Here is a 26,029-nt window from a genome sequence, read left to right as displayed (position 1 = left end):
TTCCTCAGAGGTCGATCAGCATCCGGGTCGGATCTTCGATCGCTTCCTTGATGATTTTCAGTGCGGTGACCGCCTCGCGGCCGTCGATCAGGCGGTGGTCGTAGGACAGGGCGATGTACATCATCGGACGGATGACGATTTCGCCGTTGCGCACGACCGGACGGTCCTCGATGCGGTGGAGGCCCAGAACCGCGCTCTGCGGGGGGTTGATGATCGGGGTCGACATCAGGCCGCCGAACACGCCGCCATTGGAGATAGTGAAGGTACCGCCCTTCATGTCTTCCATGGTCAGCGTGCCTTCCTTGGCGCGCTTGCCGAAGTCGGCGATGTCCTTCTCGATCTGGGCGAAGCTCTTGCTGTCCGCATCGCGCACGACGGGGACCACAAGGCCATTGGGGGCCGAGACCGCGACCGAGATGTCGACGTAATTGTGATAGACGATTTCATCGCCGTCGATCTGCGCGTTGACGCCCGGAATGTCCTTCAGCGCGAGGCAGGCGGCCTTGGCGAAGTAGCTCATGAAGCCGAGCTTGATGTCGTGCTTCTTGGCGAAGAGGTCCTTGTACCGTTCGCGCGATTCGATGACGGCGGACATGTCGACGTCGTTGAAGGTGGTAAGCAGCGCGGCCGTGTCCTGTGCGCTCTTGAGACGCTTGGCGATGGTCTGGCGCATGCGGGTCATCTTGACCCGTTCCTCGCGGCGTTCGCCGGTGGCGGCAGCAGCAGGTGCAGGTGCAGGTGCCGAGGCAGCTTGGGCCGGTGCGGGGCTGCTGGTCTTGGCCTGGGCCGCGGCGATCACGTCTTCCTTGGTCAGGCGGCCGTCCTTGCCGGTGCCCTTGATGGTCGAGGGATCGACGCCGTGTTCCAGCACCGCGCGGCGCACGGCAGGCGACAGGGTTTGCGATGCGTCGGAGCCGAGCGCTTCCTTGGCCTGTGCCGGGGCGGCCTTCTCGACGCCCGCATCGGGCGCGGCGGCCTTGGGCTCTGCAGCAGGCGCGGCAGCAGCGGTGCCGCCTTCGTCGATGATGGCGAGCACTGCGCCGACCTCGACCGTGTCGCCGACTGCGACCTTGAATTCCTTGATCACGCCGGCGACGGGCGAGGGGGCCTCGACCGCGACCTTGTCGGTTTCAAGGCTGACGATCGGCTCGTCGACAGCGACGGCATCGCCGACGTTCTTCAGCAGTTCGCCGATGGAGGCTTCGGTAACGCTCTCGCCGAGCGTGGGGACTTTGACTTCGGTGGCCATGGTCAGATTTTTCCTTCTAGGGCCTCGATCAGGAGCAGGTTGTGGAAGCGGCGGAGGTGTCGCCGTTCAGGCCGAGTGCGATGTTGACCAGCGCTTCCTGCTGGACCTGGTGACGGCTGGCAAACCCGGTGGCGGGCGATGCGCCGACTTCGCGACCGGCATAGCAGGGGCGCATGCCCTTCTTGCCGGCCTTGTCGGCCGCTTCTTCGATGAGCCGGTCGACGAAGAACCAGGCACCGTTGTTCTTCGGTTCTTCCTGGCACCAGACGATCGTCTCGAGGTTCTTCATCCGCCCAAGACGGACCGCAAGCGGGTCGCCGGGGAAGGGATAGAGCTGTTCGATCCGTACGATGGACACGTCTTCGAGACCGGCGTCGTCGCGGCGCTGCATCAGGTCGTAGGCGACCTTGCCCGAACACAGGACGAGGCGCTTCACCTTGTCGTCGGCAATGGTCTTGAGGTCCGACTTGATGCGCATGAAATGCGTATCGCCGAGGAAGCCTTCCGCCTCGCTCTTGGCCATCGGATGGCGCAGCAGCGACTTGGGCGTCATGATGACGAGCGGCTTGCGGAACGGGCGCAGCATCTGGCGACGAAGCACGTGGAAGTAGTTCGCCGGGTCGGTGATGTTGCAGACCTGGATATTGTCGTTCGCGCACAACTGCAGGAAGCGTTCGAGACGGGCCGAGCTGTGTTCGGGACCCTGGCCTTCGTATCCGTGCGGCAGCAGCAGGACGAGGCCGTTGGCGCGCAGCCACTTCACTTCGCCCGCAGCAATGAACTGGTCGATCATGATCTGCGCACCGTTGGCGAAATCGCCGAACTGCGCTTCCCACATGACCAGGCTCTTCGGGTCCGCCATGGCGAAACCGTATTCGAAGCCAAGCACGCCGTATTCGGACAGCGGGCTGTCGTAGACCTCGAACTTGCCGTGGGGCAGGGTGGTGAGCGGGATGTACTTGCGCTCGGTCTTCTGGTCGACCCAGACGGCGTGGCGCTGGCTGAAGGTGCCGCGGCCCGAATCCTGGCCGGACAGGCGCACGCCGAAACCTTCGGTGACGAGGCTGCCGAAGGCGAGTGCTTCGGCGGTGGCCCAGTCGAAGCCGGTGCCGCTGTCGAACATGTCCTTCTTGGCCTTGAGCACGCGCTCCAGCGTCTTGTGGATGGTCACATCCTCGGGGACGGTGGTCAGCGTGCGGCCGAGGCTGTCGAAGAGCTTCTTCTCGATCGCGGTTTCTACGTTGCGGCGTGCGTTTTCGGGATCGGCAGGCTTGTTCATGCCGGCCCAGCGGCCACCGAACCAGTCCGCCTCGTTGGGCTTGTAGTCCTTGGCGGCAGCGAATTCCTCTTCGAGGTGGGCGTCGAACTCCTTGCGCAGTTCGTCGGCATAGCCGTTCGCGATCACGCCCTCTTCCTCGAGGCGCGCGGCGTAGATCTCGCTCACCCGCGGATGCTTGCGGATGGCGTCATACATCAGCGGCTGCGTGAATTTCGGCTCGTCGCCCTCGTTGTGGCCGAAGCGGCGATAGCACCACATGTCGATCACGATGTCGCGGCCGAAGACCTGGCGGTATTCGATGGCCAGCTTGCAGGCGAAGGTCACCGCTTCCGGATCGTCACCGTTGACGTGCAGGATCGGCGCCTGGACACCCTTCGCCACGTCGGACGGATAGGGGCTGGAGCGCGCGAACTGCGGGCTGGTGGTGAAGCCGATCTGGTTGTTGATGACGAAGTGCAGGCAGCCGCCGGTGTTGTAGCCGCGCACGCCCGAGAAGCCGAGGCACTCCCACACGATACCCTGGCCTGCGAAGGCCGCGTCGCCGTGGAGGAGGACCGGAAGGACCTGTTCGTGCTTCTTCAAATCGTCGCGGATGGCCTGCTGTGCGCGGGTCTTGCCGAGCACGACGGGGTTCACCGCCTCGAGGTGCGAGGGGTTGGGCACGAGGCTCATGTGCACGTCGATGCCGTCGAATTCGCGGTCGGTGCTGGTGCCGAGGTGGTATTTCACGTCGCCCGAGCCGCCGACATCGTCAGGATTGGCGCTGCCGCCGGAGAATTCGTGGAAGATGACCTTGTAGGGCTTGCCCATCACGTTTGCGAGGACGTTGAGGCGACCGCGGTGGGCCATGCCGTAGATGATCTCGCGCACGCCGAGCTGGCCGCCGTACTTGATGACCGCTTCCAGCGCCGGGATCATGGATTCGCCGCCGTCGAGGCCGAAGCGCTTGGTGCCGACGTATTTCTTGCCGAGGAACTTCTCGTATTCCTCGCCGCGGATCACTGCAGCGAGGATGGCCCGCTTGCCTTCCTCGGTGAACTGGATCGTGTCCTCGGGCTGCTCGAACTTGTCCTGGAGGAAGCGGCGTTCCTCCGTGTCCGAGATGTGCATGTATTCGAGGCCGACCTTGCCGCAATAGGTTGCGCGCAGGGCGTTGTAGAGATCGCGAACGGTGACCCATTCGAAGCCGAACACGCCGCCGACGTAGACTTCCTTGTCTTCCTGGCCGGCAAAGCCGTGCCATTCGAGCGTGAGGTCTTCCGGTACTTCGCGGTGGGTGAGGCCGAGCGGGTCGAGATTGGCCGCAAGATGGCCGCGCACGCGGTAGAGGCGCACCAGCAGCATCGCGCGGATGCTGTCGTCGGCAGCCTGCGCGATCGCCTTGGGATCGCTCGCCTTGCCGGCCTTTTCGGCTGCCTGCGCGACCGCGAGGCGCATCTGCGTCGGGTCGAGCGCGGCGGTCAGGTCCGCGCCGCTGTCGACGACCTCTGCCATCCAGCGCGGATTGCCCCAGCTGGGGCCCGGCTGCGGGGCTTCCTGGTCCCCCAGTTCGGGGAGGAAATCGTGGCTTTCGTTACCCATCGGGCTACCTTTCGCGCCGGACCTTGTGCCGGCTCCTAAACGCCAATGCCTCGGCGGTGCGGAAGGCTCCCGGGGAGGAGAAAACCTTGCCGCGCCGTGCCGTGTATCAGGCGAGTTCCTTCAGCATCGCATCGAGCGTGGTGCCAAGCTCGCTGGGCGAGGGCGACACGCGGATGCCGGCCGCTTCCATCGCGGCGATCTTGTCTTCGGCGCCGCCTTGGCCGCCCGAGACGATGGCACCGGCATGGCCCATGCGGCGGCCCGGAGGCGCCGTGCGGCCCGCGATGAAGCCGACCATCGGCTTCTTGCGGCCCTTGGCAGCTTCCTGCTTGATGAATTCGGCCGCTTCTTCTTCGGCGCTGCCGCCGATTTCGCCGATCATGATGATCGACTTGGTGTCGTCGTCGTCGAGGAAGAGGTCGAGCACGTCGATGAAGTTGGTGCCGTTGACCGGGTCGCCGCCGATGCCGACCGCAGTGGTCTGGCCGAGGCCAACCATGGTGGTCTGGTGGACGGCTTCATAGGTCAGCGTGCCCGAGCGCGAGACCACGCCGACACTGCCCTTCTGGAAGATCGAGCCGGGCATGATGCCGATCTTGCATTCGCCGGGCGTCAGGACGCCGGGGCAGTTCGGGCCGATCAGGCGGCTGTTCGAGCCGCGCAGGGCGGCCTTGACCTTGACCATGTCGAGCACCGGAATGCCTTCGGTGATCGCGACGATGAGTTCCATCTCGGCATCGATCGCCTCGAGGATGGCGTCGGCAGCGAACGGCGGCGGCACGTAGATGCACGATGCGGTCGCGCCGGTTTCGGCCTTGGCTTCGCGCACGGTGTTGAAGTTCGGCAGGCCGATGTGCGAGGTGCCGCCCTTGCCGGGGGTCACGCCGGCGACCATCTGCGTGCCGTAATCCAGCGCCTGCTGCGTGTGGAAGGTGCCGGTGTCACCGGTCATACCCTGGGTGATGACCTTGGTATTCTTGTCGACGAGGATGCTCATAAGTCTCTCTCTTGCGTCTTGAATTCGGGCGTTACTGTTCGTCGGCCATGGACATGGCGGTGATGCGGGTGCTGAGCCCGCCGCTGCGGTTCTCGAAGGACAGGATGGCGATGACGTCCCCGACCACGAAGCCGGCTCCCGGTCCGCTGCGGTTGACGGTCAGCTGGTCTGCGAACCGTGCGGCAAGGCGGGTTTCGATAGTTTCGTCGAGACCGTCACGCTCGCCCTGCTTGGAATAACCGTCGACCACGCAGGTCGGCGAACCCATCATGTCGGACGTAACGATGGCAAGGCTGGTGTCGCCATGCTTGTAGCGCGTACCGAACGGGTTCTTGCCCGTTTCCTTCCAGCCGGCCTTGGTCACGCTGTCGGCAAGGTTCGCACCTTGCGCGAGGCCGTCGATGCAGGCTTCAGCCGCCATCGCGAACTCGTCGCCGCCTGCGGTTTTCTCGCCCGCAAGCGCCGGCGCCGCGAATGCGAGCGCACACAGGGCGAGGGCCGAGGGGCGGAGCACGCTCACTCGGCGGTTTCCTCGGCGGTGGCGGTGATTTCGAACCGCGCGATCGGCTTGTCACGGTCGCCGGCGGGGTCGACGCGCATGTTCATGCCGTCGCCAAGCGACCAGAAGTAGGTCGGACCTTCGGCGCGCACGGGCATGCCGACGATCTGCGACACGCTTTGCGCGGTGGGGCCGTAGTCGGACGTATTGTCCAGCTTGGCGAAGACGACGCAGGCCTTGGCCTTCAGCTCTTCCTTGCTGATGATGATGAGCGCTTCGTTTCCGACCTTCTCATAGGCACCGCGCACGACCTGCGTACGGCGACCGGCAGCCTTGCGGTACGGCTTCCAGCCGTGGTCCGAAAGGCTGTCGAGGTGGAGCCACGTCGGCGTGGTGATCTGCTTGCAAGCCTCGATCGCGTCGACGATCTGGAAGGCGGTGGCAGGCTTGTCCTGCGCAGCGGCGGGAGCCGCCGCGGCGAGGGCAAGGAAGGGGAGGAAGCGAAACGTCTTCATCGTGGTGCGTCCCTGGATGACTGGCGCGCTCAGGCGAGCGCGCCGTCCATGCCCTTGCAGGCTTCGAGCAGTTCCTCGACCGCGTCGGTCGAGACCCTGAGGTTGCTTGCTTCTTCTTCGGACAGTTCGATCTCGACCACTTCCTCGATGCCGTTGCCGCCGATCACGGCCGGGACACCGACATAGAGGCCATCGAGGCCGTACTTGCCGTCGACATAGGCGGCGCAGGGCAGGATGCGCTTCTGGTCGCCCAGATAGGCTTCGGCCATGGCGATCGCGCTGGTGGCCGGCGCGTAATAGGCCGAGCCGGTCTTGAGCAGGCCGACGATCTCGCCGCCGCCCGAACGGGTGCGCTGGACGATTTCGTCGATGCGCGCGGGATCGATGCCCTTGATCTTGGCGAGGTCGTTCACCGGGATGCCGCTGATCGTGGTGTAGCTGGTAACCGGGACCATGGTGTCGCCGTGGCCGCCGAGGACGAAAGCGTTCACGTCCTTTACCGACACGCCGAATTCCCAGGCGAGGAAAGTGGCGAAGCGCGCGCTGTCGAGGACGCCGGCCATGCCGACGACCTTGTTGTGCGGGAGGCCCGAATATTCGCGCAGCGCCCAGACCATCGCGTCGAGCGGGTTGGTGATGCAGATGACGAACGCGTCGGGGCAGTTGGCCTTGATGCCTTCGCCGACCGACTTCATCACCTTGAGGTTGATGCCGAGCAGGTCGTCACGGCTCATGCCGGGCTTGCGGGGCACGCCGGCGGTCACGATGACCACGTCTGCACCGGCGATGTCGGCATAGTCGTTGGTGCCGGTGATCTTGGCGTCGAAGCCTTCGATCGGGCCGCACTGCGACAGGTCGAGCGCCTTGCCCTGCGGCATGCCTTCGGCGATGTCGAACAGGACGATGTCGCCCATTTCCTTCTTCGCGGCGAGATGGGCGAGGGTGCCGCCGATCATGCCGGAACCGATAAGGGCGATCTTCTTGCGACGGGCGCTCTGGGCCATGCGGGGAAATCCTTCCAAACGCGCGGGACGGTCTGCATCGATCCGAATGGCGCGCACGCGTGTCCCGCGACGGTGCGTACGCCCGGAGTTCGAGGGCGGCCTAGGCCTCGGCGGATAGGAATGCAACCGGCAAAAGGTCGCATGGGCAAACTATCTTTGCAACTGGTTCGCAGTAGCAATAAGAAGTTTTGGCCATGCTTCAAGAGGGCAATGGCTACCCCCTGCGCCGGTTCCGCGCAATCGGTGCCTAAATCGCTGGAAAGCCCGGGGTCTTCGGCCCGGGCGAAGCGTCAGCCGATGAGCGGCTGGTTGTCGAGGATCAGCTGCCGCTCGAAAGCACTCGCCTGCCGCTGGTCGAGGTTGCGGAAAATGCCGTTCCAGCGCGCGAATGCGTCGTCGTCGCCGTCGTTATGGGCGAGTTCGGCAAGCTTGCGTGCCTCGCTGGCGGCGGCAAGGCCGTGGCGGGCGAAATGCATAAGCGTATCGCGCAAGGCCTCGTCGAACACGACGGGCGTTGCCGCCTGGCCTGCATTATCATTCGCCGCCGCGCCGGGTTTCAGGGGTCCCAGCACCCGCGCTACGTGGGAACGCAGGGTGCAGCGCGCGGCGGCGAAATGAACAGGCATCAACACGATCCTTCAGTAAAGCCGCGATCTGGCGTCGCGGTCCGGCTGGGGATTGCTTTAGCGCGCCACGCGCTAAGCATCGGTTCCGCAGCATGCTTATGATTGGGTTAAACGGCTATTCCGTAGCCGACTTGGCCGCGCCGGGTTCGCGGATCCAGCGTCCGCTGTTGCGGAATTCAGGCTTCACGTCGCCCGATTGCAGAGGCCCGCTGCTGCCGCGTGGCGTCTCGGCCGATGGCTTAGGTTCGGCGACCTTGGGTACGTCCGTTTCTGGCAAGGGCGAGATCAGGTCGGTCGACCCTGCTCCTGCCGACGCGGGAAGCGGCGAAGCCTCGCGCGGATTGGGCAAGGCGAGTGGCTCGCGTCCGGCATAGGCATTGGTGAAGGCCGCGGCGCGCCCGGCATTGCCTTTCCACCGGTAGAAACGGTGCGCCCCGATCGACCCGATGAGATCGAGGCTGCTCGCCCAATACGGGTTCACCGCGTGGGTATGGTAGTGCGTGGCGAGGCCGATGGGGGCGAACACCTTGCCCGACAATGCCGCCAGCGCGACCGACTGCGCCCGTGCCCAGCCGGCCCGCGAAGGCTGCCGGTTGAGCGAGCCGTCGCAGGTGAAAGTGAACTGGCAACCGGTCTTGCGTTCTGATCCCTGGAACACGACGCCGCAGATGCTGGACGGGTAGGCGGGATGCGCCACTCGGTTGAGCACGACCTGCGCCACGGCCTCCTGGCCTGCCTGGCTCTCGCTCGCCGCCTCGTAATAGACTGCCATCGACAGGCATTTGAGCGCGCGTGCCTTGTCGATGCCGGTGCCCGCGCTCATGAATGCGCGCGCCGTTGCACCCGCGCCGAATTTCTCGGTCAGCTTGACTGCATCCAGCGTGCCTTCGGCCACGCGCAGCTCGTCGATGTCGAACACCGGCTGCGGTGGTTGGTCGAGGTAATAGAATGCCGACCCGGGAAAGCTTTGTCCGGCGATTTCGAACGGCATCGGCTCTACGTACCGTGCGCTTTCGTCAATGCCCATGGCGATGGCGAAGCCCGGCCAGGCCCCTTGTGCCGCAGCCGTCGGCACCGCCACGGCCAGCGCCAGCACGCCGGCGCGCTTGGCTAGCTGGCGACGCGCAGCCGAGCGCGCTTCACGCACGGCGCGCCTGCTCGACGCTTGTTCACCTCTATCCGGCATGAAGTGCTTCATATCGCAGCTTTGCATAGCGGGGAAAGGTTAATGGCTGTCCCCTTGCCGCACCTGCGAGATAGGCCTAATGAGCGCGCCATTGGTAAGGGTTGTCCGGGAGACCGGACCTAAGAGGGAACGGGGTGCATAGCCCCCGGCTGCCCCCGCAACTGTGACCGGGGAGCGATCCCGCCAGATGCCACTGCCCGCAAGGGTGGGAAGGCGGCGGGAAAGCGAAGATCCGGCGAGCCAGGAGACCTGCCTCTACCAGTCGTTCGGCCGCGGGCGGGGTGTACCGATGGCAAGCGGGGACGCGGGCAATCCTGCGCGCTCCCGTCATGGGCGGCAGTTCGTTCATGATGGGAGCTATTGTGCATAAATACCTGTTTTTAATATCCGTATCCGTCATTCCGGTGTCCGCCCATGCGCAATCCGCTAGCGAGGAAGCGCTGGCCGAAATCATCGCGCAGCAGGATGCCGCGCAAGGGCAGCAACAGCCCACCGAGGGCGCTCCTCAGCCCGAACAGATCGTCATTACCGACTACCGCGTCCCGCTGGTCACCGTGACGGCCAACGGGCTCGGCACCAATGTCCAGAACACCGGCCAGGCGGTGACCGTCATCGGCCGTGACGAGATCGAGAGCGTGCAGGGCGCGGACGTGACCCGCGTGCTCCAGCGGACCCCCGGCCTGTCGCTGTCGCGCAACGGCGGCATCGGCGGCTTCACGGGTGTGAACATCCGCGGGGCTAGCGCCGACCAGTTGCTGGTCCTCGTCGACGGTGTGCGCGTGGCCGATCCGGCGGCGCCGGGCGGCGGGTTCGACTTCGGCAACCAGCTTGCAGGGATGGCGGGCAAGTTCGACATCCTGCGCGGCTCCAACAGCACGATCTGGGGCAGCGAGGCGATCGGCGGGGTGGTCGATATCTCCACCCGCGCCGAAACCGGCATGGTCGGCACGTTCGAATATGGCGCGCGCGATACGCTGACCGCGAACCTTGCGGCAGGGGTGGACGAGGACTTCGGCTATCTGGGCCTCACCGGATCCTGGCTCAGCACAGACGGTTTTTCCGCCGCCGACACAGGGGCCGAGGCTGACGGTTTCGAGCAGTTCGCTATCGGCGGGACGGCTTTCGTGGACCTGACCCACAGCCTGTCGCTGTTCAGCCATGTGAACTGGAGCGAAGGCACGCTCGACATCGACGGTTTCCCGCCGCCCGACTACGCTTTTGCCGACACGGCGGAAACGCAGGAGACGCAGCGCCTGTGGGGCGATCTGGGCCTGGCCTATTACGGCAACGACCTGACCTTGCGCGCGGCATTCAGCCGTTCGGAAACGAAGCGCGACAATCTCGACGAGGCGGGCGCGCTCACCTTCGGCAGCGAAGGCACGTCCGACCGGATCCAGCTGCGCGGCGAATACCGCCTCATCGGTGGCCTCAGCCTGGCCTTCGGCGGCGAGCACGAGTGGACTGCCTTCGAGACCAATTTCGACCCGCGTGCGGAGACGCAGATTACGGGTCTCTACACGCAGCTCGGCTGGGTGATGGGCGACCTCGCGATCCATGCCGGTGCGCGGCTCGACGATCACGAACAGTTTGGCAGCGCGACCAGCTTCGGCGGCGATGTCAGCTACGGCCTCGGCAACGACTGGCGCGTTCGGGCGAGCATCGGCGAAGGGTTCAAGGCGCCAACACTCTACCAATTGCTGTCATTCTACGGGAACGCGGACCTCGAACCGGAGGAAAGCACCAGCATGGACTTCGGTATCGAGCATGGCCGGCGCGACAGCGGGCTGCACCTTGCACTGACCGCCTTCCGCCGCGACAGCGACAATCTGATCGGGTTCAATTTCCCGGCAGGGTACGAGAACACTGCCCGTGCGCGTGCACAGGGCATCGAGGCGGAAGCGGGCGTGGATATCACCGGGACGCTGCGCCTGTCCGGTGTCTATGCCTTCGTCGATGCCGAGGACCGCGAGACCGGCCTCGACCTCGCGCGTCGGCCGCAGCATTTCGGCACCATCTTCGCCGATTGGGAGAGCGATTTCGGCCTCAGCCTGGGCGCGGACCTGCGCATTTCGGGCGCGAGCTTCGACAATGCCTTCAATACGGTCCGGCTGGACGGATACGAGGTGCTGGACCTGCGCGCCGCCTTCGATATCGGCGAGCACCTGGAGCTCTTCGGGAGGGTGGAGAACGCGTTCGACGCCGACTATCGCACCGTGGCGGGCTACAACACGCCCGGTCGCGGCGGCTTCGTCGGGGTGAGGGCGCGGATGTGAAGCCGCTCCTGCCCGCGCTGGCCCTGGCTCTTGCGTCCTGCGCGGGGGCGGAGGCCCGCGCGCCGCAGGGCGATGCGCGGCCGACCATCGTCAGCCTCAATCCCTGCACCGACGCCATCCTTGCCGAGGTCACGGCGCCGGGACAGCTGCTGGCGATTTCGCATTACAGCAAGGACGCGCGCGCCAGTTCGATGGAGCCGCAGGACGCGGCCCGCTACCTCGCGACAGGCGGGACAGTGGAGGAGGTGCTGGCGCTCGACCCCGATCTCGTGGTCGCCAGCACGTTCATCGATCCCGCCACGCGCGCTGCGCTGGAAGACCTCGGACTGGAAGTCGCGACCTTCGGTGCGGCATCGACGGTCGAGGACAGCGCAGAGCAGGTCCGCCAGCTGGCAGCGCTCGCGGGCAATGTCGCCGCTGGCGAGGCGCTGGTGGCAAGGATGGAAGCGGCCTTGCAGTCAGCGGCTAACACTGGCGAGCCGGTCGAGGCCGCCCTGTGGCAGCCCGGCGGGATCGTGCCGGGCGAAAGCTCGCTGGTGAGCGACCTGCTGCACCGGACTGGCTTTGCCAGCTATTCGGCAAGTCGTGGCATGGCACAGGCGGATTACCTTGCGCTGGAACAGGTGGTTGCCGATCCGCCCGAAGTCCTCCTCGTTGCGGGCGGCGACACGGGCCAGCGCCATCCGCTGCTCTCCCGCATGCCGCAGATGCGCCGCGAAGCCTTCGACACGCGCCTCATCTATTGCGGCGGGCCGACCATTATCCGCGCGGCTGAACGGCTCGCGGATATCCGCAAGGGCACCCGGTGAACCGCGCTGTCTTGATTTTTGCCGCGCTACTGGCGCTGGCGCTCCCGCTGTCGTTGCTGGCGGGACGCGTCTGGATCGATCCGGCGAGCACGCCCAATGCGTGGCTCATCCTCGGTGAACTGCGCCTCCCGCGCGCCGTGCTGGCAATCGTCGTCGGTGCGGGGCTGGGCGCCGCAGGGGCCGCGATGCAGGGCTATTTGCGCAACCCGCTCGCCGATCCGGGGTTGTTCGGCATCGCACCGGGCGCGGCGCTGGGTGCGGTGACGGCGCTGTTCTTCGGTTATGCGGCGAGCGCTTGGCTGCTGCCTGCCTTCGCGCTGGTCGGGGCAGGCGGAGCAATGGCTTTGCTCGCTCTCATTGCGGGGCGCACCGGTGGGATCGCCCTGTTCACGCTGGCCGGTCTGATGGTCGCCAGCCTTGCAGGCGCGTTGACCGCGCTCGCGATTTCGATGGCCCCCAATGCCTTTGCCATGAGCGAAATCGTCCTCTGGCTGAACGGCGCGCTGACCGACCGCAGCTGGCGCGAGGTCTGGATTGCCGCGCCGCTTGTCTCGTTCGGCGTGGCGCTGCTGTGGCGCGCAGGAGCATCGCTCGACGCCTTGACGCTGGGAGAGCCGGTGGCGCGCTCGCTCGGGGTAGAACCCGCTCGCCTGTTATGGCTGCTCATTTTCGGCATCGCGCTGACCGTGGGAGCGGGCGTAGCGGTGGCAGGCATCATCGGCTTCGTCGGGCTGATAGTGCCGCATCTTGTGCGCCCGCTGACCGACCGCAGGCCATCCCAGCTCATCCTGCCGAGCGCATTTGCAGGCGCGCTGCTGGTACTGGTTGCCGATAGCGTGGTGCGCGTCCTGCCACTGGTGACAGAATTGCGCCTGGGCATCGCGCTCAGCCTGCTCGGCGCACCTTTTTTCCTCTGGCTGCTGCTGCGCATGAGGAGGGGGCTGGCATGAGGCTGGTAGCAAAGGAACTGGCTCTCGAGGGACGGCTGGCCGGTGTGGATTGCACGCTGGAAGCGGGCGCGATCACCGCGATCTGCGGGCCGAACGGGGCAGGCAAGTCCAGCTTGCTTGAAGCGCTTGCGGGGCTGCTCTCGCTTGATGGTGGAACGGTCGATCTTGATGGCGAGAGCCTTGCAACCCTGCCACCGCGCGAACGTGCAAAGCGTCTCGGCTATCTTCCGCAAGGGCATGAAATCGCGTGGGATGTTCCCGTCCGCCGCCTGGTCGAACTGGGGCGCATGCCGCATGGCGACCGGCTGGCAGGACCGGTCGATGCGGCGCTGGATGCGCTCGATATTACCGGACTGGCGGACCGGCGCGCGCAGTCGCTTTCGGGAGGCGAAACAGCCCGTGTCCTGCTGGCCCGCGTACTGGCAGGCGAGCCGCGCTGGATCCTCGCCGACGAGCCGCTCGCCGCGCTCGATATCGCCCACCAGCTGGAACTGCTCCGGCACCTGCGCGCCGAGGCCGACAGGGGCACCGGCGTCGTGCTGGTTCTGCACGACCTCGCCCATGCGATGAACCATGCCGACCGTGTGATCGTGCTGGATGAAGGCCATATCGCTGCCGATGGCCCGCCGCAGCAGGCTCTCTCGCCAGAACGCGTAGCGCAATGCTGGCGGGTCGCGGTCAAATGGATCGGCGAGGACGGGGCAAGGGCACTGGTCGCGGCCTGACGCCACGAAAAAGGGGCCGGACCTTAAAGGCCCGACCCCTCTTGCTTCCCGTTACGGGATGATCAGTTCACGGACTGCGGCGGCAACGCCCCGTCCGAAACCTCGCTGTCCGCCGCTTCGTCGCCGGCGACGAGGCCGCGGGCTTCGAGCATCGGGGTCACGTCGGGCGCACGACCCGCGAAGTTCTCGAACATCTTGAAGTAGTCCATCGTACCGCCGCGGCTGAGCACGGTGGCGCGATAGTGGTCGCCGTTCTCGCGGGTCAGGCCGCCGTTCTCGATGAACCACTTGCGGCTGTCGCGATCGAGCATCTCGGTCCACAGATAGCTGTAGTAGCCCGCGGAATAGCCCGAGGGCGAGCTGAAGATGTGGTTGAAGTAGGTGCTGCGATAGCGCGGCGGCACGAGGTCGATCTCGAGGCCGAGTTCCTCCAGCGACTTGCGTTCGAAGGCGTCGACCTTCTCCGGCGTGTCGATGGCGGCGGCTTCTGTGGGCGACAGCGCGCTCCACTTCATGTCGAGCAGGGCGGCTTCGACGACTTCGCCGAAATCATAGCCCTGGTTGAACTTGGCCGCGGCCTCTATCTTCTCGATCAGCTCGTCGGGGATGGTCTCGCCCGTCTTGTAGTGCTTGGCATAGTTGGAGAGGATCGACGGCCAGGTCGCCCACATCTCGTGGACCTGGCTGGGATATTCCACGAAGTCGCGCGCTGTCGCCGTGCCCGACAGGCTGGCGTAACGCTGGTCGGCAAAGAAGCCGTGCAGCGCGTGGCCGAATTCGTGGAAAGTGGTGTTCACCCAGTCGAAGCTGACCAGCTGCACCTCGCCTTCCGGCGCCTTGGGGATGTTCAGCACGTTGTAGATGACCGGCTTCGTCCCGTAGAGATGGCTCTGGTCGACGAAGTTGCTCATCCACGCGCCGCCGCGCTTGGAGGCGCGCTGGAACGGGTCGAAGTAGAAGATGCCCAGTTCGCTGCCGTCACGGTCGAACACGGTGTAGGTCCACACGTCCGGGTGATAGACCGGCAGGTCGGTACGGCGCTGGAAGGTCAGGCCGTAGAGCTTCTCCGCCATGTAGAACACGCCGTCCTCGAGCACCTTGTCGAGCACGAAATATTCCATGACCGCATCTTCATCGAGATCGTACTTCTCGGCCTTGATGCGGTTGGCATAGCGGTACCAGTCCCACGGCTGCACGTCGTAATCACCGCCGTCGGCCTTGATGGCCTCGGTCAGCAGCGCGGCTTCGCGGCGCTGGGTGGCGGCGAGGGCGGGGACCATCTGCTCCATGAAATCGAGCGCGGTCTTGGGCTTTTCGGCCATGCGGTCCCACATGGCGTAGCTGGCCCAGTCGGGCTGGCCGAACAGGGCCGCCTTCTTTGCGCGCAGTTCCGCGATCTCGGCGATCAGCATGCGCGTGTCGACAGTCATGCGGCCGTCGGCGCGGTGGTAGCTCGCCTTGAACAGCTTCTCGCGCGCGGCGCGGTTGGCCATGCTCGGCAGGAGCGGCTGCTGCGTGGTGTTCTGCAGGGCAATGGCGAACTTGCCCGGCTGGCCCTTTTCGGCAGCGAGGTCGGCGGCAGCCTTGATGTCGCTGTCCGACAGGCCGGCAAGGTCTTCGCGGCTGTCGAAGAAGACCGGCTGGTCGCTCATCGCGGCGCGGGCTGCCTGGCCGAATTCGGTGGTCAGCGTGGACAGCTGCGAGTTGAGCGTCTTGACCTCTTCGCGCTGGGCGTCGGTCAGCAGCGCACCGGCCTGGACCATGCCTTCATAGGTGCTTTCCAGCAGCTTGGCGTCTTCCGGCGTCATCGTCATGGCGGCGCGGTTATCGTAGACCGCCTTCACGCGGGCGAAGAGCACCGGGTCGAGCGTGATGGCATCGCCGTGCGCGGTCAGCTTGGGGCTGATCTCGGTGTTGATCGCGTCGAGCTTGTCGGTGGTGTTCGAGCCGGTCAGCGCGAAGAACACCGTGGCGACGCGGGTCAGCATCTTGCCCGAGGTTTCGAGCGCGACGATCGTGTTCTCGAAAGTCGGCGCCTCGGGATTATTCTTGATCTTCTCGATTTCCGCGGCGTGGATCTTCATCGCGGTTTCGAAGGCGGGGATGTAGGCATCCTCGCTGAACTTGGTGAAGTCGGGCGCGCGGAACGGCAGCGTGCTGTCGTTGGCGAAATAGCTGACCTGCCATTCGACCGGCGGAAGCTCTTGGGCCATCGCCGCCTGGGGCTGGGTCGTGAGAATTGCAGCAAGTGCTGCGCTGGCCAGGATCTGGGCCTTCATGGTCTCTCCAATACTGTGCGAAACGCGGGGGCTAAAGGATTGTGCACCCGCAATATGGTTTCGTTTGCGACAATGGCGCATGAACAGGAATTGCAGCCGATGTGCAAGGTTCCAGCGGCAAATGTGCGATGCGGGTCTGCGAACCCCTTGTTGTCGAGGTTTTGACTAGTCGAGGATCTGGCCGCGACCCTTGTCCGCCTGCCGCCGAGCCGCTTCGGCTGCTTCGCCCAGCGCCTGCCGGTTGACCGTGACGACGCGCGGCCTCCCGCCGGTGGCATCGACCACGAGCCAGAGCGAGCCGAGCTCGAAGAAGGCACCCTGGTCCTTCTCGACCGTCATGTGCGACAGATCGAGGTTCTGCAGCAGGGCAATCATGCGTGCATCGAACACCTCGTCGAACAACGTGTCGACCTCGTCCCCGGTCAGCTCTCGGCGGTCACCCTTGGCGTCGATATAGAGCAGGGGAATGCCCACTTCGCGCAGCAGCCGTTCCTTGTCGCCGCTGCGCGCCGCATCGCGCAGGGCGGCGATGGCGGCTTCGAACTGGCTGGCGCTGGTGCCAGTGGCGCAGGAGATCGCGCCGCCTTTGACCGTGTCGTGCGAACGGTCGAAATCGACATCGGGCGCGTCCTGTTCCGACCACACCAGCAGCAGGCAATTCTCGCCCGGATCGGGGCTTTCCCCGACCTCGGGTGCGGGAAGCTGGGGCGATTGCTGCGCTTCGCCCTCCGCTACCTCGGCAGGCGAGCAGGCAAGCAGCAGCGTAAGGGGCAGGAGGGCGAGGTGCAGGGACTTCATGCCGCAGCTGGATAGCGGATGACAGGCGTGTAAATCGACCCTTCTTCGTGCAGTTCGCTCTCGAACAGGGCGAATTCCTGCACGGTCCATGGCGCCAGCGCCAACTGCCCGTGCTGCGCAAGCCACGGCGCCACCGGGCCGCTCGCCGTGTTGAGGCGGGCGAGTGTCACGTGAGGCGTGAATTTCCTGTGCTCAGCCTCGATGCCGACCGATTGGCACACCCGCTCGACGCGGCGTTGCAGCCGGACGAGAGGCTCGCTCCTCTCCACTCCCGCCCACAGGGTTCGCGGGATGCATTTTCGCTCGAAAATTCCGGTACCTGCGATGCGTAGCTCGAACGGTTCGAAACGGATCGTGCCAAGCGCCTCGGCCAGGTCGTCGGCCTGGTGGGTCTCGGTCTCGCCGATGTATCGCAGGGTCAGGTGAAGCTGGTCGTCATCCTGCCAGCGGGCATTGTCCACCCCGTCCATCGTATCGAGCAGGGCATCGCGAAGGGTCTGCGGCGGGCGCAGGGCAATGAACAGGCGGTGGCTCATGACAGGGGTTTAACGTTCGACCCTGCGGACGCGGTTCCGGCCCTGCGTTTTCGCATCGTACATGGCCGCATCGGCGCGCTGCAGGCTGAGGTCGACAGTCTCGCCGCGGTCGTGGTGGGTAAGCCCGATCGAAGCGCTCAGCGCGCCGCCGGGCAGCCCCACCGCCTCGTGCAGCTGCGAGAAAGCCTCGCGCAGATCCTCGGCAAAGACCAGCGCCTGCGCTGAGTCGGGTTCGTCGATGAAGAGGCAGAACTCTTCCCCGCCAAGGCGGGCGGCGAAATGATGGCCCGGACCATAGTCGCGCATGACGTCCCGCATCAGCTTGCTCGCCTCGATCAGAGCGCGGTCGCCCATGTCGTGGCCGAAACTGTCGTTGAGCTTCTTGAAGTGATCCAGATCCACCAGCAGCAGGTGTGCCGTTTCGTTGTGGGCGCCGTCGACCAGCCGTTCCTCGAACAGCGCACGGCGGTTGAACAGGCCGGTCAGCGGGTCGTGCTTGGCGAGGAATTCCGCATGGGCCAGCGCCTCGGCCAGGTCCTCGTTCAGCCGCCGGTTCTCGACCAGCATGTCGGCCGATGCCTCGCGTTGGCGCACATTGGCGAAAGCGAAAATGAGCACGCCTGCCGCGAGCAGGGTAACACCGGCCGAATAGATGACGGCCGCCTCGGGCGCCCCAACGACAACGCCGACGAAAAGAGTGACGAGGAAGCCGGCTACATAAGCCAGCGTCGGGATGCGCAGCGTCGCGGTCATGGTGACGATCAGCGCCACGCCGACCAGCGTACCGCCAGCCATCAGCACCCGGAGCGGGTGGTCGACCGCTGTGTCGAGCGAGGGGAGCAGGAGGTAGGCCCAGCTCATCCCGCCGAAGAACAGCATGACCCCCAGCAAACGGAGCGCCGGTTCGAGCGGAGCGCCTTTCTGGATGCGGGAGCGCAGGTGATTATAGGAAAGATGCGCGCCGACCAGGGCAAGGACACGCATGAGCAGCGGCAGGATATAGGCCGAAGCATTGGGCAGGCAGCTGGCTGCCCCGGCGAACAGGATTACCGACAGCACGTTGGCAGGGAAAGCACGACCCTCGGTGATGAGCACCGAACGCACAGTTTCCCGCCACCTTTCGCGGACCCAGTCCGCATCCCTTTCCGTTATGGCCCCGAATGCCTGCGCCTCGGACAAGCGCACCCCCTGTTATTGCTCCGGACTGTCTCGCCCGCAAAGTGGCGGCGCCTATGGCATGTTTCACATGAACGGGAAATGATAATAAAAAATGTCGCTAAATATCCGTAAGATAACCCGATTATTGCTCAAATTTCGCGCGGATCGTCGTAACTGGCGTCCATGAAGATTTGCGCGCGCCGTTCGGAACGAAACTCCAGCCCGCGGGCAATCTCGCCCGCCGCGTAGGTGTAGTCGAGCTCTGCCGCGATAGCTTCGTAATCGGCTGCACGAATGGCCTCGTTGAGACGCGGGCTCTCGGTCTCGGACACATTGCCGAGGCCCACATTGTAGACGAGATCGAGCAGGGCATCGAATTCATGCTGGTACAGGGGAAGCGTGCCGACCAGCTGGCGGACGCCCTGTTCGGCGATCCGCAGGTCGCGATCGAGCAATGCCAGCACGCGGTCCTCGTCGATCCGGTCACCGACCCTAAGGTTGTCACCGGGCGTTACCAGGTGTCCGACACCGACCGTAGGGTAACCGGCAACGTCGCGGTAAACGGTGTAGCGAACGCCTTCCTCCTCGATCAGCGCCTGCTTGAACGCATCGCTTGCCTTCAGCAGCGCGGCGGGCAGCCTGATGGTTCGTTCCGTCTCGTCTAGCGAGAGGTTGTTGGGCGCAACCCCGTCACCCGATTGCTGGATCGGGGGGCCGGTAAAGGCGGTCAGCCCCATGGCCCCGGCACCCATCATGAGTGTCGCCCGCTTTCGGGTAGAGAGGCGCGGCTTCACTCCGAAAGCGGCTTGCGCAGCCTTGCGGGCTCGCTTCAGTTGCCGGCGGTGATCGCGGTGGCGTCTTATCCGGGCAAGCAGCCCCTTGGCCCCCTTCTGGTCTCCGGCGTGGGGTGTCGAGGTCCATTTCTCGCTGTCCAGCGGCCTGTCGTAGTCGCCGAACAGCGCGCGGATTCGCTCGGTCTGGAGCTGGTCGGCAACGGATGACGGACGCTGGGAGGGCAGGGGTGGCATGTCCCCTTGCTCCTTCTCGGTTTCTTGCGTCATCTCGTGGTGGTCCTGAACTGCGAATGGTGGTCTGCTGGCGCTTCAGTCACTCAACGGTCCGCAAGCCGCGAAAGGTCCACGGCTTGCCGCTCGCAAACCTCCTTTCGGCAGTGGGCGCCTACTGCCTGATGCTCTGCAGCGGGTTCGGAGCAGGGGTCCAAACAAGCCATTGAGAGTAGGGCGGTAAAACCGGCGCGGTGAAGCGTGGCAGGCATGCTGGGAGAGCGCACTGCATCGCCATCGGGGTCCCGCGCTTGCATTCGCGCCCGGCTTTCCCACATCGCTGGAACTCTCGCGCCGCTCGTCCGCTCCCTGTTGCAGGGCCCTCCATGCGGAACGCGGCCCTCTTGACCAAAGCGAACAATTCGGGAACACGCTCTCCCCATGGCACTTACGCAAATCTCGGTACGCGGCGCGCGTGAACACAACCTCAAGGGCGTCGATATCGACCTGCCGAGGGACAGCCTGATCGTGATCACCGGCCTGTCGGGCTCGGGCAAGTCGAGCCTGGCGTTCGACACGATCTATGCCGAAGGGCAGCGGCGTTATGTCGAGAGCCTCAGCGCCTATGCGCGCCAGTTCCTCGAGATGATGCAGAAGCCCGATGTCGAGCATATCGACGGCCTCAGCCCTGCCATCTCGATCGAGCAGAAGACCACCAGCCGAAACCCGCGCTCGACCGTGGCGACGGTGACCGAGATCTACGATTACATGCGGCTGCTGTGGGCGCGGGTGGGCGTGCCCTATTCGCCCGCCACCGGCCTGCCGATCGAGGCGCAGACCGTCTCCAACATGGTCGACCGGGTCATGGCGCTGCCCGAAGGCACGCGGCTCTACCTGCTCGCGCCGGTAGTGCGCGGGCGCAAGGGCGAATACCGCAAGGAACTGGCCGAATGGCAGAAGGCCGGCTTCACCCGCGTGCGCATCGATGGCGAGATGTACGCGATCGAGGACGCGCCCGCGCTCGACAAGAAGTTCAAGCACGACATCGAGGTGGTGGTCGATCGCCTCGCGGTGAAAGAAGGCATCGAGACGCGGCTGGCCGACAGTTTCGAACAGGCGCTGAAGCTGGCCGAGGGGCTGGCCTATGTCGACCTCGCCGACGGCGTCGTGCCGGGCCGCGAGGGCGAGGCTGACAGCGGCGGCGCGATGAAGGGCGCGGGCATCCCCGCCAACCGCATCGTCTTTTCCGAGAAGTTCTCCTGCCCGGTGTCCGGCTTCACCATCGAGGAGGTCGAGCCGCGCCTGTTCTCGTTCAACGCGCCGCAGGGGGCTTGCCCCACCTGCGACGGGATCGGCGAAAAGCAGCTGTTCGACCCGCAGCTGGTCGTGCCCAACGAAGCGCTGAGCCTCAAGAAGGGCGCCGTGGTGCCCTGGGCCAAGTCCAACCCGCCGTCGCCCTATTACATGCAGGTCCTCGCCAGCCTCGCGAAGGAATACGAGTTCAGCCTCGAAACCCCGTGGGAGGATTTCGACCGCGAGGTCCGCGAGATCATCCTCTACGGCACCCGCGGCCGTGCCATCCCGCTCACCTTCAAGGACGGGCGCAAGGAATACACCGTCCGCAAGCCGTTCGAGGGCGTGATCGGCAACCTCAACCGCCGCATGCTCCAGACCGAGAGCGCCTGGATGCGCGAGGAGCTGGCCAAGTTCCAGACCGCGCAGCCGTGCGAGACCTGCCACGGCAAGCGCCTCAACGAAAAGGCGCTCAGCGTGAAGATCGCCGCGACCGACATCGCCACGCCCACGAAGATGAGCGTCGCCGATGCGAAGAAGTGGTTCCTCGCGCTGCCCGACCAGCTGAACGACACACAGCGGCAGATCGCGCAGGCCATCCTGAAGGAAATCAACGAGCGGCTGGGCTTCCTCGACAATGTCGGGCTCGACTACCTCAATCTCGACCGCACCAGCGGCACGCTTTCGGGCGGGGAGAGCCAGCGCATCCGCCTCGCCTCGCAGATCGGCAGCGGCCTGTCGGGCGTGCTCTACGTGCTCGACGAGCCCAGCATCGGCCTCCACCAGCGCGACAACGACCGGCTGCTCGAAACGCTGAAGCGCCTGCGCGATCTCGGTAACACGGTCATCGTGGTCGAACATGACGAGGACGCGATCCGCGCCGCCGACCATGTGGTCGACCTCGGCCCGGGCGCGGGCGTCCACGGGGGCGAGGTGGTGGCGCAGGGCACGCTGAAGCAAGTGCTCAAGTCGAAGAAATCGCTCACCGCCGCCTATCTCAACGGCACGCGCGAGATCACCGTCCCCGCCGACCGCCGCAAGGGCAACGGCCATCAGCTGACCGTCCACGGCGCGCGGGCGAACAACCTCCAGGACGTGACCGCCAGCCTGCCGCTCGGCACCTTCACCTGCATCACCGGCGTATCGGGCAGCGGCAAGTCGTCCTTCACCATCGACACGCTCTACGCGTCTGCCGCGCGCCAGCTCAACGGTGCCCGCGTGGTCGCGGGCGCGCACGACAAGGTCACCGGCCTCGAATATTGCGACAAGGTGATCGAGATCGACCAGTCGCCCATCGGCCGCACCCCGCGGTCCAACCCGGCGACCTACACCGGCGCCTTCACCCAGATCCGCGACTGGTTCGCCGGCCTGCCGGAAGCGCAGGCGCGCGGCTACAAGCCCGGGCGCTTCAGCTTCAACGTCAAGGGCGGCCGCTGCGAGGCGTGCCAGGGCGACGGCCTCATCAAGATCGAGATGCACTTCCTGCCCGACGTCTACGTCACCTGCGAGGAATGCGGCGGCAAGCGCTACAACCGCGAAACGCTGGAGGTGAAGTTCAAGGGCCACTCCATCGCCGACGTGCTCGACATGACGATCGAGGATGCGGAGGAGTTCTTCAAGGCCGTCCCCCCGATCCGCGACAAGATGCACATGCTGAACGAGGTGGGGCTGGGCTACGTCAAGGTCGGCCAGCAGGCGACCACGCTGTCAGGCGGGGAGGCGCAGCGGGTGAAGCTGGCCAAGGAACTGTCGAAGCGCAGCACCGGCCAGACGCTCTATATTTTGGACGAGCCCACCACGGGCCTCCATTTCGAGGATGTGAGGAAGCTCCTCGAAGTGCTCCACCGGCTGGTCGACCAGGGCAATAGTGTCGTCGTCATTGAGCACAACTTGGACGTCATCAAAACGGCTGACTACATTCTCGACCTTGGCCCCGGAGGCGGTGTCAGGGGCGGGAAGATTGTCGCAAGCGGGACACCTGAGCAGGTCATCGAGGTGCCGGAGAGCTACACCGGCCAGTACCTCGCCCCGCTACTGAACCGCCGGGCGGAAGCGGCTGAATGACGACGGCAGTGGTGATCGAGCACAATCTCGACGTCATCAAGACCGCCGACCACATCCTCGACCTCGGCCCCGGCGGCGGCGTGCGCGGCGGCCAGATCGTCGCGCAGGGCACGCCGGAAGACGTGGCGGAAGTGCCGGAGAGCTATACGGGGCAGTACCTCAAGCCGATGCTGGAGAGGCAGCGGGAGGCGGCGGAGTGAGCTTTGGCCACCAATGAATTAGCATCTTTATCCAATATGGTGACAAGAGGCAGAGAGTTCGTTGACACACCGAACACCGTTTAGCATGGTCTCCCTATGTTCTCAGAAGACGAAACACCCGCTTCAGCCTTGCTACGCGTTGCAAACGGCGTCAAATTTGGAACAATTCTGGCTGACCCACCTTGGCAGTTCCAGAATAGAACAGGGAAGGTCGCCCCGGAGCACAAGCGACTAATGCGCTATGGAACTATGGCGCTCGATGAAATTTGCGAGCTTCCGGTAGAAGAAATTTCGGCCGAACCGGCACATCTTTATATGTGGGTTCCTAATGCATTATTGCCGGATGGACTTAAGGTAATGGAAGCTTGGGGATTTCGGTACGTTTCAAATATTATCTGGCATAAGATTCGGAAAGACGGAGGCTCCGACGGAAGGGGCGTTGGGTTTTACTTCCGTAATGTAACAGAGATTCTGCTTTTTGGCGTGCGAGGGAAAAATGCTCGGACGCTTCCCCCTGGCCGCAGCCAAGTAAATATGATTCAGTCGCGCAAGCGTGAGCATAGCCGGAAACCTGATGAGCAGTACCAACTCATTGAGGAATGTAGTTGGGGTCCAAGACTTGAAATGTTTAGTCGGGGCGTACGTGACGGTTGGACGGTTTGGGGCAATCAAGCTGACGAATCTTATGCCCCAACTTGGAGCACCTACTCCTTCAACTCGATGGCGGTAGCTGCTGAATGAGCTCTTCTCTTTATGGTGGCGATTTTGAAGCTGCCGATGACGTTTCGACCGGGAAGGGTGCCGACCCTGCGATCCTAGCGGAATCAGTGTTAGGCAAAAACATCTGTGAGAAATTCGAGGTCCGTAGCTACAGAAATGCGGCCGCAATATTGGCTTCAAGCTTCCCACAGCAGTTCGCTGACCTAAAATCAGCGCTAAACAATTTTCAAATCACAGAGACGATGATCCGGTTGCCGGGCGGTAGCAAGGGCCCAATAGCGAAATACGTCGACACACTCTTCGACCAGAATTCGGGTTGGCAGGAGTCGCGGATTTCGGCCGATCTTCACGTGAAACTGCTGCACGCGAAAAAGAAGGATCAGATAATAGACTCTTACGTGCGCGAGGGATTCCTAGACGGACACCGGATCGATTTTCTCCAAGGTCGCGTCGCGATTGATCTCGAATGGAACTCAAAGGACCAGACGTACGACCGAGATTTATACGCGTTTTCAGCGTTTTATGAGGCGGGAGCGATTGATGTTGGTGTGATTATTACGCGAGGTTCATCACTCGACACCAACTATTTCCGCGGACTAGGAAAAGTGCTCAAAAAGGATGGCACCCAAGGCGCTGACGAAGTCTACAAGAAGTTTGGAGCTTCGACGACGTGGATGGGCAAACTGCTTTATCGCTTGGACGCCGGACGAAATGGAGGCTGTCCGGTCCTCGCGATCGGAATTACGCCTCAGTGTATTGTACCCTAAATCCCCGAGTTTAGGCTCAAATTCCGATCTGTCCTACTCCCCAATTCCCCTATAACTAACCCGGTTCACTCCACTTCATGAGGTGAACCATGAACGCTCTCGTCCCCATCGAACCCGCTCCCACTGCCGGCCCGCACGGCGAAGGACACACCGTCTTCTCGCCCGCGCGGCAGGCGGAGTTTCTCGCCAGCCTCCAGCTGTTCGGCAATGTCCGGCTCGCGTGCCGCGCGGCGCGGGTCTCAGCGCAGACGGCCTATCGCCAGCGGCGGGCCTCGGCGGCGCTTGCGCGGGCGTGGGACGCGGCGCTGCTCGCGGCGCGCGCGCACGCGGAGGCTACGCTGGCGGAGCGGGCGATCGAAGGGGTGGAGGAGGCGGTGTTCTACCACGGCGAGGAGGTCGCGCGGCGGCGTCGCTTTGACAGCCGCCTGCTGCTCGCGCACCTGGCGCGGCTCGACCGGTTGGAGGAGCGGCCCGAGGTGGTCGCGGCGCTCGCCACGCTCGACGGGGATATCGAGACTTTGCGCGAAGGGTGCGCGCTGGAAGACCGGCCCGGCTGCGATGCTGGCGATGCTTCGGATGCCGCCGGAAATTCTCCCCAGGACCCTGTTCCATCCGTTCCACCCTGTAGGAAGTGCGGAGGGCAATGCGACGATCCCGACGCCAAGCTGACGCAGGCCGATTGCCAGTGGTTCGGCAACCGGCTCGAGCGGTTCTACGACGCGCGGCCCGATGGGGTGGAGAGCTTCGCCCAGCTCGCCGGGTGGGAGCTCGACCCCTACGACGTGGAGGCGGTGCAGATGGAGGCCTACGAGGCGGGCGTGCCCGAATGGTGGCTGCTCACCACCGAGGAGGAGCTGGCGGCGGCGCTGCGCGCGGTGGGCAGGGGCGATTGTGCGACTCTGCCCGAAGGCGTACCTTCCCCTACGGAAGGGGAGAGATCATGCATGCACGGAACTGGTTCATAGCGCTGGGGGCACTCGCACTGCCCTGCGCGGCGCAGGCGGCGGCCTACATGAAGTTCGACGGCATCAAGGGCGAAAGCCGGATCGCCGCAATGGGCTTCAAGGGCGAGGGCGAGGGCTTTACCGGCGGCGTGAAGGTCGCGAGCGGGGACGTGACGAACGACGGCACGGCCGATGCGAGCGGCGATGGCCGGGTGGACGGGCGCGATTACGAGGTGTGGCGCGACTCCGCTGCCTCTGCCTCGGGCGCTCCGGGCGATGTGGCGGCGCCGGGGCCGAGGCCGCAGGCGGCCAGCCTGCTGCTTCCCGCAGTTCAGAAGGTGCGCGAAGCGGCTGCGGCGCGGCCTTCGGGCATGGCGTGCGAGGTCGGCGCGACGCTGCGCAACCTCACCATCCGCAACGAGGAAACCGCACAGGTGGTGCGTGTGCCCGTGGCGACCGTCACGGCCTGCTCTGCCGAGCAGGTGACGCTCAACTTCTCGAAGGTGGAGGCGATGGATCCGGCGCAGCGGCCCCGCAGGGCCAGGACGCGCGAATAGGGAGACGCGGAGCGCT

The 26,029-nt window shown here is 64.8% G+C and carries 23 protein-coding genes and 1 riboswitch; of the genes, 10 read left to right on the top strand and 13 right to left on the bottom strand.

Annotated features, from left to right (window positions below; genetic code table 11):
• Positions 1-4: 4 nt before the first annotated feature.
• The 8 genes from odhB to LCL94_RS01035 form a co-directional block, all read right to left on the bottom strand.
• On the bottom strand, positions 5-1,249 hold the full coding sequence (gene odhB, locus LCL94_RS01070; RefSeq protein ID WP_224830641.1) for a 2-oxoglutarate dehydrogenase complex dihydrolipoyllysine-residue succinyltransferase: 1,245 nt from the start codon (positions 1,247-1,249) through the stop codon (positions 5-7).
• A 28-nt stretch (positions 1,250-1,277) separates the two neighbouring features.
• On the bottom strand, positions 1,278-4,109 hold the full coding sequence (locus tag LCL94_RS01065; protein WP_224830640.1) for a 2-oxoglutarate dehydrogenase E1 component: 2,832 nt from the start codon (positions 4,107-4,109) through the stop codon (positions 1,278-1,280).
• 106 nt (positions 4,110-4,215) lie between these two features.
• Entirely contained in the window at positions 4,216-5,106 is an 891-nt protein-coding gene (gene sucD / locus LCL94_RS01060; RefSeq protein ID WP_160607292.1) for a succinate--CoA ligase subunit alpha, read from the bottom strand.
• Positions 5,107-5,137: 31 nt separating this feature from the next.
• The gene (locus LCL94_RS01055) at positions 5,138-5,626 is read right to left on the bottom strand and encodes a hypothetical protein (protein ID WP_224830639.1); all 489 of its coding nucleotides are present in this window, start codon (positions 5,624-5,626) and stop codon (positions 5,138-5,140) included.
• Complete coding sequence (locus LCL94_RS01050; RefSeq protein ID WP_224830638.1) at positions 5,623-6,120, bottom strand: hypothetical protein; 498 nt, start codon at positions 6,118-6,120, stop codon at positions 5,623-5,625. Before LCL94_RS01050 ends, LCL94_RS01055 begins: the two co-directional genes overlap by 4 nt.
• Positions 6,121-6,149: 29 nt before the next feature.
• Positions 6,150-7,124, bottom strand: a complete 975-nt coding sequence (mdh, locus tag LCL94_RS01045) for a malate dehydrogenase (RefSeq protein WP_224830637.1) — start codon at positions 7,122-7,124, stop codon at positions 6,150-6,152.
• 290 nt (positions 7,125-7,414) lie between these two features.
• Positions 7,415-7,750 carry a hypothetical protein gene (locus tag LCL94_RS01040; RefSeq protein WP_224830636.1) on the bottom strand — a complete coding sequence of 112 codons (336 nt, stop codon included), beginning with the start codon at positions 7,748-7,750 and terminating at the stop codon, positions 7,415-7,417.
• Between the two features lie 115 nt (positions 7,751-7,865).
• Entirely contained in the window at positions 7,866-8,897 is a 1,032-nt protein-coding gene (locus LCL94_RS01035) for a cell wall hydrolase (protein ID WP_224830635.1), read from the bottom strand.
• A 120-nt stretch (positions 8,898-9,017) separates the two neighbouring features.
• Positions 9,018-9,208: riboswitch (cobalamin riboswitch) on the top strand.
• Between the two features lie 75 nt (positions 9,209-9,283).
• Here LCL94_RS01035 and LCL94_RS01030 point away from each other — a divergent pair.
• From LCL94_RS01030 to LCL94_RS01015, 4 genes are read left to right on the top strand one after another with little or no spacing between them, the layout of a single operon-like run.
• Positions 9,284-11,209, top strand: a complete 1,926-nt coding sequence (locus LCL94_RS01030) for a TonB-dependent receptor plug domain-containing protein (RefSeq protein ID WP_224830634.1) — start codon at positions 9,284-9,286, stop codon at positions 11,207-11,209.
• The gene (locus tag LCL94_RS01025) at positions 11,206-12,018 is read left to right on the top strand and encodes an ABC transporter substrate-binding protein (RefSeq protein ID WP_224830633.1); all 813 of its coding nucleotides are present in this window, start codon (positions 11,206-11,208) and stop codon (positions 12,016-12,018) included. Before LCL94_RS01030 ends, LCL94_RS01025 begins: the two co-directional genes overlap by 4 nt.
• Entirely contained in the window at positions 12,015-12,968 is a 954-nt protein-coding gene (locus LCL94_RS01020) for a FecCD family ABC transporter permease (RefSeq protein WP_224830632.1), read from the top strand. The genes LCL94_RS01025 and LCL94_RS01020 overlap by 4 nt, the downstream gene beginning before the upstream one ends.
• Positions 12,965-13,693: an ABC transporter ATP-binding protein gene (locus LCL94_RS01015; RefSeq protein WP_224830631.1), complete on the top strand. Its 729-nt coding sequence runs from the start codon at positions 12,965-12,967 to the stop codon at positions 13,691-13,693. Before LCL94_RS01020 ends, LCL94_RS01015 begins: the two co-directional genes overlap by 4 nt.
• A 62-nt stretch (positions 13,694-13,755) precedes the next feature.
• Here the strand turns inward: LCL94_RS01015 and LCL94_RS01010 are convergent, their stop codons facing one another.
• The 5 genes from LCL94_RS01010 to LCL94_RS00990 form a co-directional block, all read right to left on the bottom strand.
• Positions 13,756-15,972, bottom strand: coding sequence for a M3 family metallopeptidase (locus LCL94_RS01010; protein ID WP_224830630.1), 2,217 nt, complete (start codon positions 15,970-15,972; stop codon positions 13,756-13,758).
• Positions 15,973-16,137: 165 nt separating this feature from the next.
• Positions 16,138-16,770, bottom strand: a complete 633-nt coding sequence (locus LCL94_RS01005; protein WP_224830629.1) for a hypothetical protein — start codon at positions 16,768-16,770, stop codon at positions 16,138-16,140.
• Positions 16,767-17,306, bottom strand: a complete 540-nt coding sequence (gene thpR / locus LCL94_RS01000; protein ID WP_224830628.1) for an RNA 2',3'-cyclic phosphodiesterase — start codon at positions 17,304-17,306, stop codon at positions 16,767-16,769. The genes LCL94_RS01005 and thpR overlap by 4 nt, the downstream gene beginning before the upstream one ends.
• Positions 17,307-17,315: 9 nt before the next feature.
• Positions 17,316-18,410, bottom strand: coding sequence for a sensor domain-containing diguanylate cyclase (locus LCL94_RS13460; protein WP_224830627.1), 1,095 nt, complete (start codon positions 18,408-18,410; stop codon positions 17,316-17,318).
• Positions 18,411-18,613: 203 nt separating this feature from the next.
• A complete protein-coding gene (locus LCL94_RS00990; RefSeq protein WP_224830626.1) occupies positions 18,614-19,492 on the bottom strand; it encodes a lysozyme in 879 nt (292 codons plus the stop codon).
• A gap of 417 nt (positions 19,493-19,909) precedes the next feature.
• Here LCL94_RS00990 and uvrA point away from each other — a divergent pair, with 417 nt between their 5' ends.
• The 6 genes from uvrA (at position 19,910) to LCL94_RS00960 (ending at position 26,013) form a co-directional block, all read left to right on the top strand.
• Entirely contained in the window at positions 19,910-22,825 is a 2,916-nt protein-coding gene (uvrA, locus tag LCL94_RS00985; protein ID WP_224830625.1) for an excinuclease ABC subunit UvrA, read from the top strand.
• On the top strand, positions 22,822-23,025 hold the full coding sequence (locus tag LCL94_RS00980) for an excinuclease ABC subunit A (RefSeq protein ID WP_224830624.1): 204 nt from the start codon (positions 22,822-22,824) through the stop codon (positions 23,023-23,025). The genes uvrA and LCL94_RS00980 overlap by 4 nt, the downstream gene beginning before the upstream one ends.
• A 96-nt stretch (positions 23,026-23,121) precedes the next feature.
• Positions 23,122-23,766, top strand: a complete 645-nt coding sequence (locus LCL94_RS00975; protein ID WP_224830623.1) for an MT-A70 family methyltransferase — start codon at positions 23,122-23,124, stop codon at positions 23,764-23,766.
• Positions 23,763-24,512, top strand: coding sequence for a BglII/BstYI family type II restriction endonuclease (locus LCL94_RS00970; RefSeq protein ID WP_224830622.1), 750 nt, complete (start codon positions 23,763-23,765; stop codon positions 24,510-24,512). The genes LCL94_RS00975 and LCL94_RS00970 overlap by 4 nt, the downstream gene beginning before the upstream one ends.
• An 89-nt stretch (positions 24,513-24,601) precedes the next feature.
• Positions 24,602-25,477: a hypothetical protein gene (locus tag LCL94_RS00965; protein WP_224830621.1), complete on the top strand. Its 876-nt coding sequence runs from the start codon at positions 24,602-24,604 to the stop codon at positions 25,475-25,477.
• On the top strand, positions 25,453-26,013 hold the full coding sequence (locus LCL94_RS00960; RefSeq protein ID WP_224830620.1) for a hypothetical protein: 561 nt from the start codon (positions 25,453-25,455) through the stop codon (positions 26,011-26,013). Before LCL94_RS00965 ends, LCL94_RS00960 begins: the two co-directional genes overlap by 25 nt.
• The last annotated feature ends 16 nt before the right edge of the window (positions 26,014-26,029 follow it).

The sequence above is a fragment of the Qipengyuania gaetbuli genome, from assembly GCF_020171365.1.
GTDB lineage: Bacteria > Pseudomonadota > Alphaproteobacteria > Sphingomonadales > Sphingomonadaceae > Qipengyuania > Qipengyuania gaetbuli_B.
This window is presented reverse-complemented; position numbering and strand designations above follow the sequence as displayed.

Coding starts and splice junctions, on each gene's coding strand:
- thpR (WP_224830628.1), bottom strand. CDS start 17,306: ATGAGCCACCGCCTGTTCATTGCCCTGCGCCCGCCGCAGACCCTTCGC.
- LCL94_RS00990 (WP_224830626.1), bottom strand. CDS start 19,492: ATGCCACCCCTGCCCTCCCAGCGTCCGTCATCCGTTGCCGACCAGCTC.
- LCL94_RS00975 (WP_224830623.1), top strand. CDS start 23,122: ATGTTCTCAGAAGACGAAACACCCGCTTCAGCCTTGCTACGCGTTGCA.
- LCL94_RS01030 (WP_224830634.1), top strand. CDS start 9,284: ATGATGGGAGCTATTGTGCATAAATACCTGTTTTTAATATCCGTATCC.
- LCL94_RS01040 (WP_224830636.1), bottom strand. CDS start 7,750: ATGCCTGTTCATTTCGCCGCCGCGCGCTGCACCCTGCGTTCCCACGTA.
- LCL94_RS01005 (WP_224830629.1), bottom strand. CDS start 16,770: ATGAAGTCCCTGCACCTCGCCCTCCTGCCCCTTACGCTGCTGCTTGCC.
- LCL94_RS01065 (WP_224830640.1), bottom strand. CDS start 4,109: ATGGGTAACGAAAGCCACGATTTCCTCCCCGAACTGGGGGACCAGGAA.
- LCL94_RS00965 (WP_224830621.1), top strand. CDS start 24,602: ATGAACGCTCTCGTCCCCATCGAACCCGCTCCCACTGCCGGCCCGCAC.
- LCL94_RS01015 (WP_224830631.1), top strand. CDS start 12,965: ATGAGGCTGGTAGCAAAGGAACTGGCTCTCGAGGGACGGCTGGCCGGT.
- LCL94_RS00980 (WP_224830624.1), top strand. CDS start 22,822: ATGACGACGGCAGTGGTGATCGAGCACAATCTCGACGTCATCAAGACC.
- LCL94_RS01010 (WP_224830630.1), bottom strand. CDS start 15,972: ATGAAGGCCCAGATCCTGGCCAGCGCAGCACTTGCTGCAATTCTCACG.
- LCL94_RS01050 (WP_224830638.1), bottom strand. CDS start 6,120: ATGAAGACGTTTCGCTTCCTCCCCTTCCTTGCCCTCGCCGCGGCGGCT.
- LCL94_RS00970 (WP_224830622.1), top strand. CDS start 23,763: ATGAGCTCTTCTCTTTATGGTGGCGATTTTGAAGCTGCCGATGACGTT.
- mdh (WP_224830637.1), bottom strand. CDS start 7,124: ATGGCCCAGAGCGCCCGTCGCAAGAAGATCGCCCTTATCGGTTCCGGC.
- LCL94_RS00960 (WP_224830620.1), top strand. CDS start 25,453: ATGCATGCACGGAACTGGTTCATAGCGCTGGGGGCACTCGCACTGCCC.
- sucD (WP_160607292.1), bottom strand. CDS start 5,106: ATGAGCATCCTCGTCGACAAGAATACCAAGGTCATCACCCAGGGTATG.
- uvrA (WP_224830625.1), top strand. CDS start 19,910: ATGGCACTTACGCAAATCTCGGTACGCGGCGCGCGTGAACACAACCTC.
- odhB (WP_224830641.1), bottom strand. CDS start 1,249: ATGGCCACCGAAGTCAAAGTCCCCACGCTCGGCGAGAGCGTTACCGAA.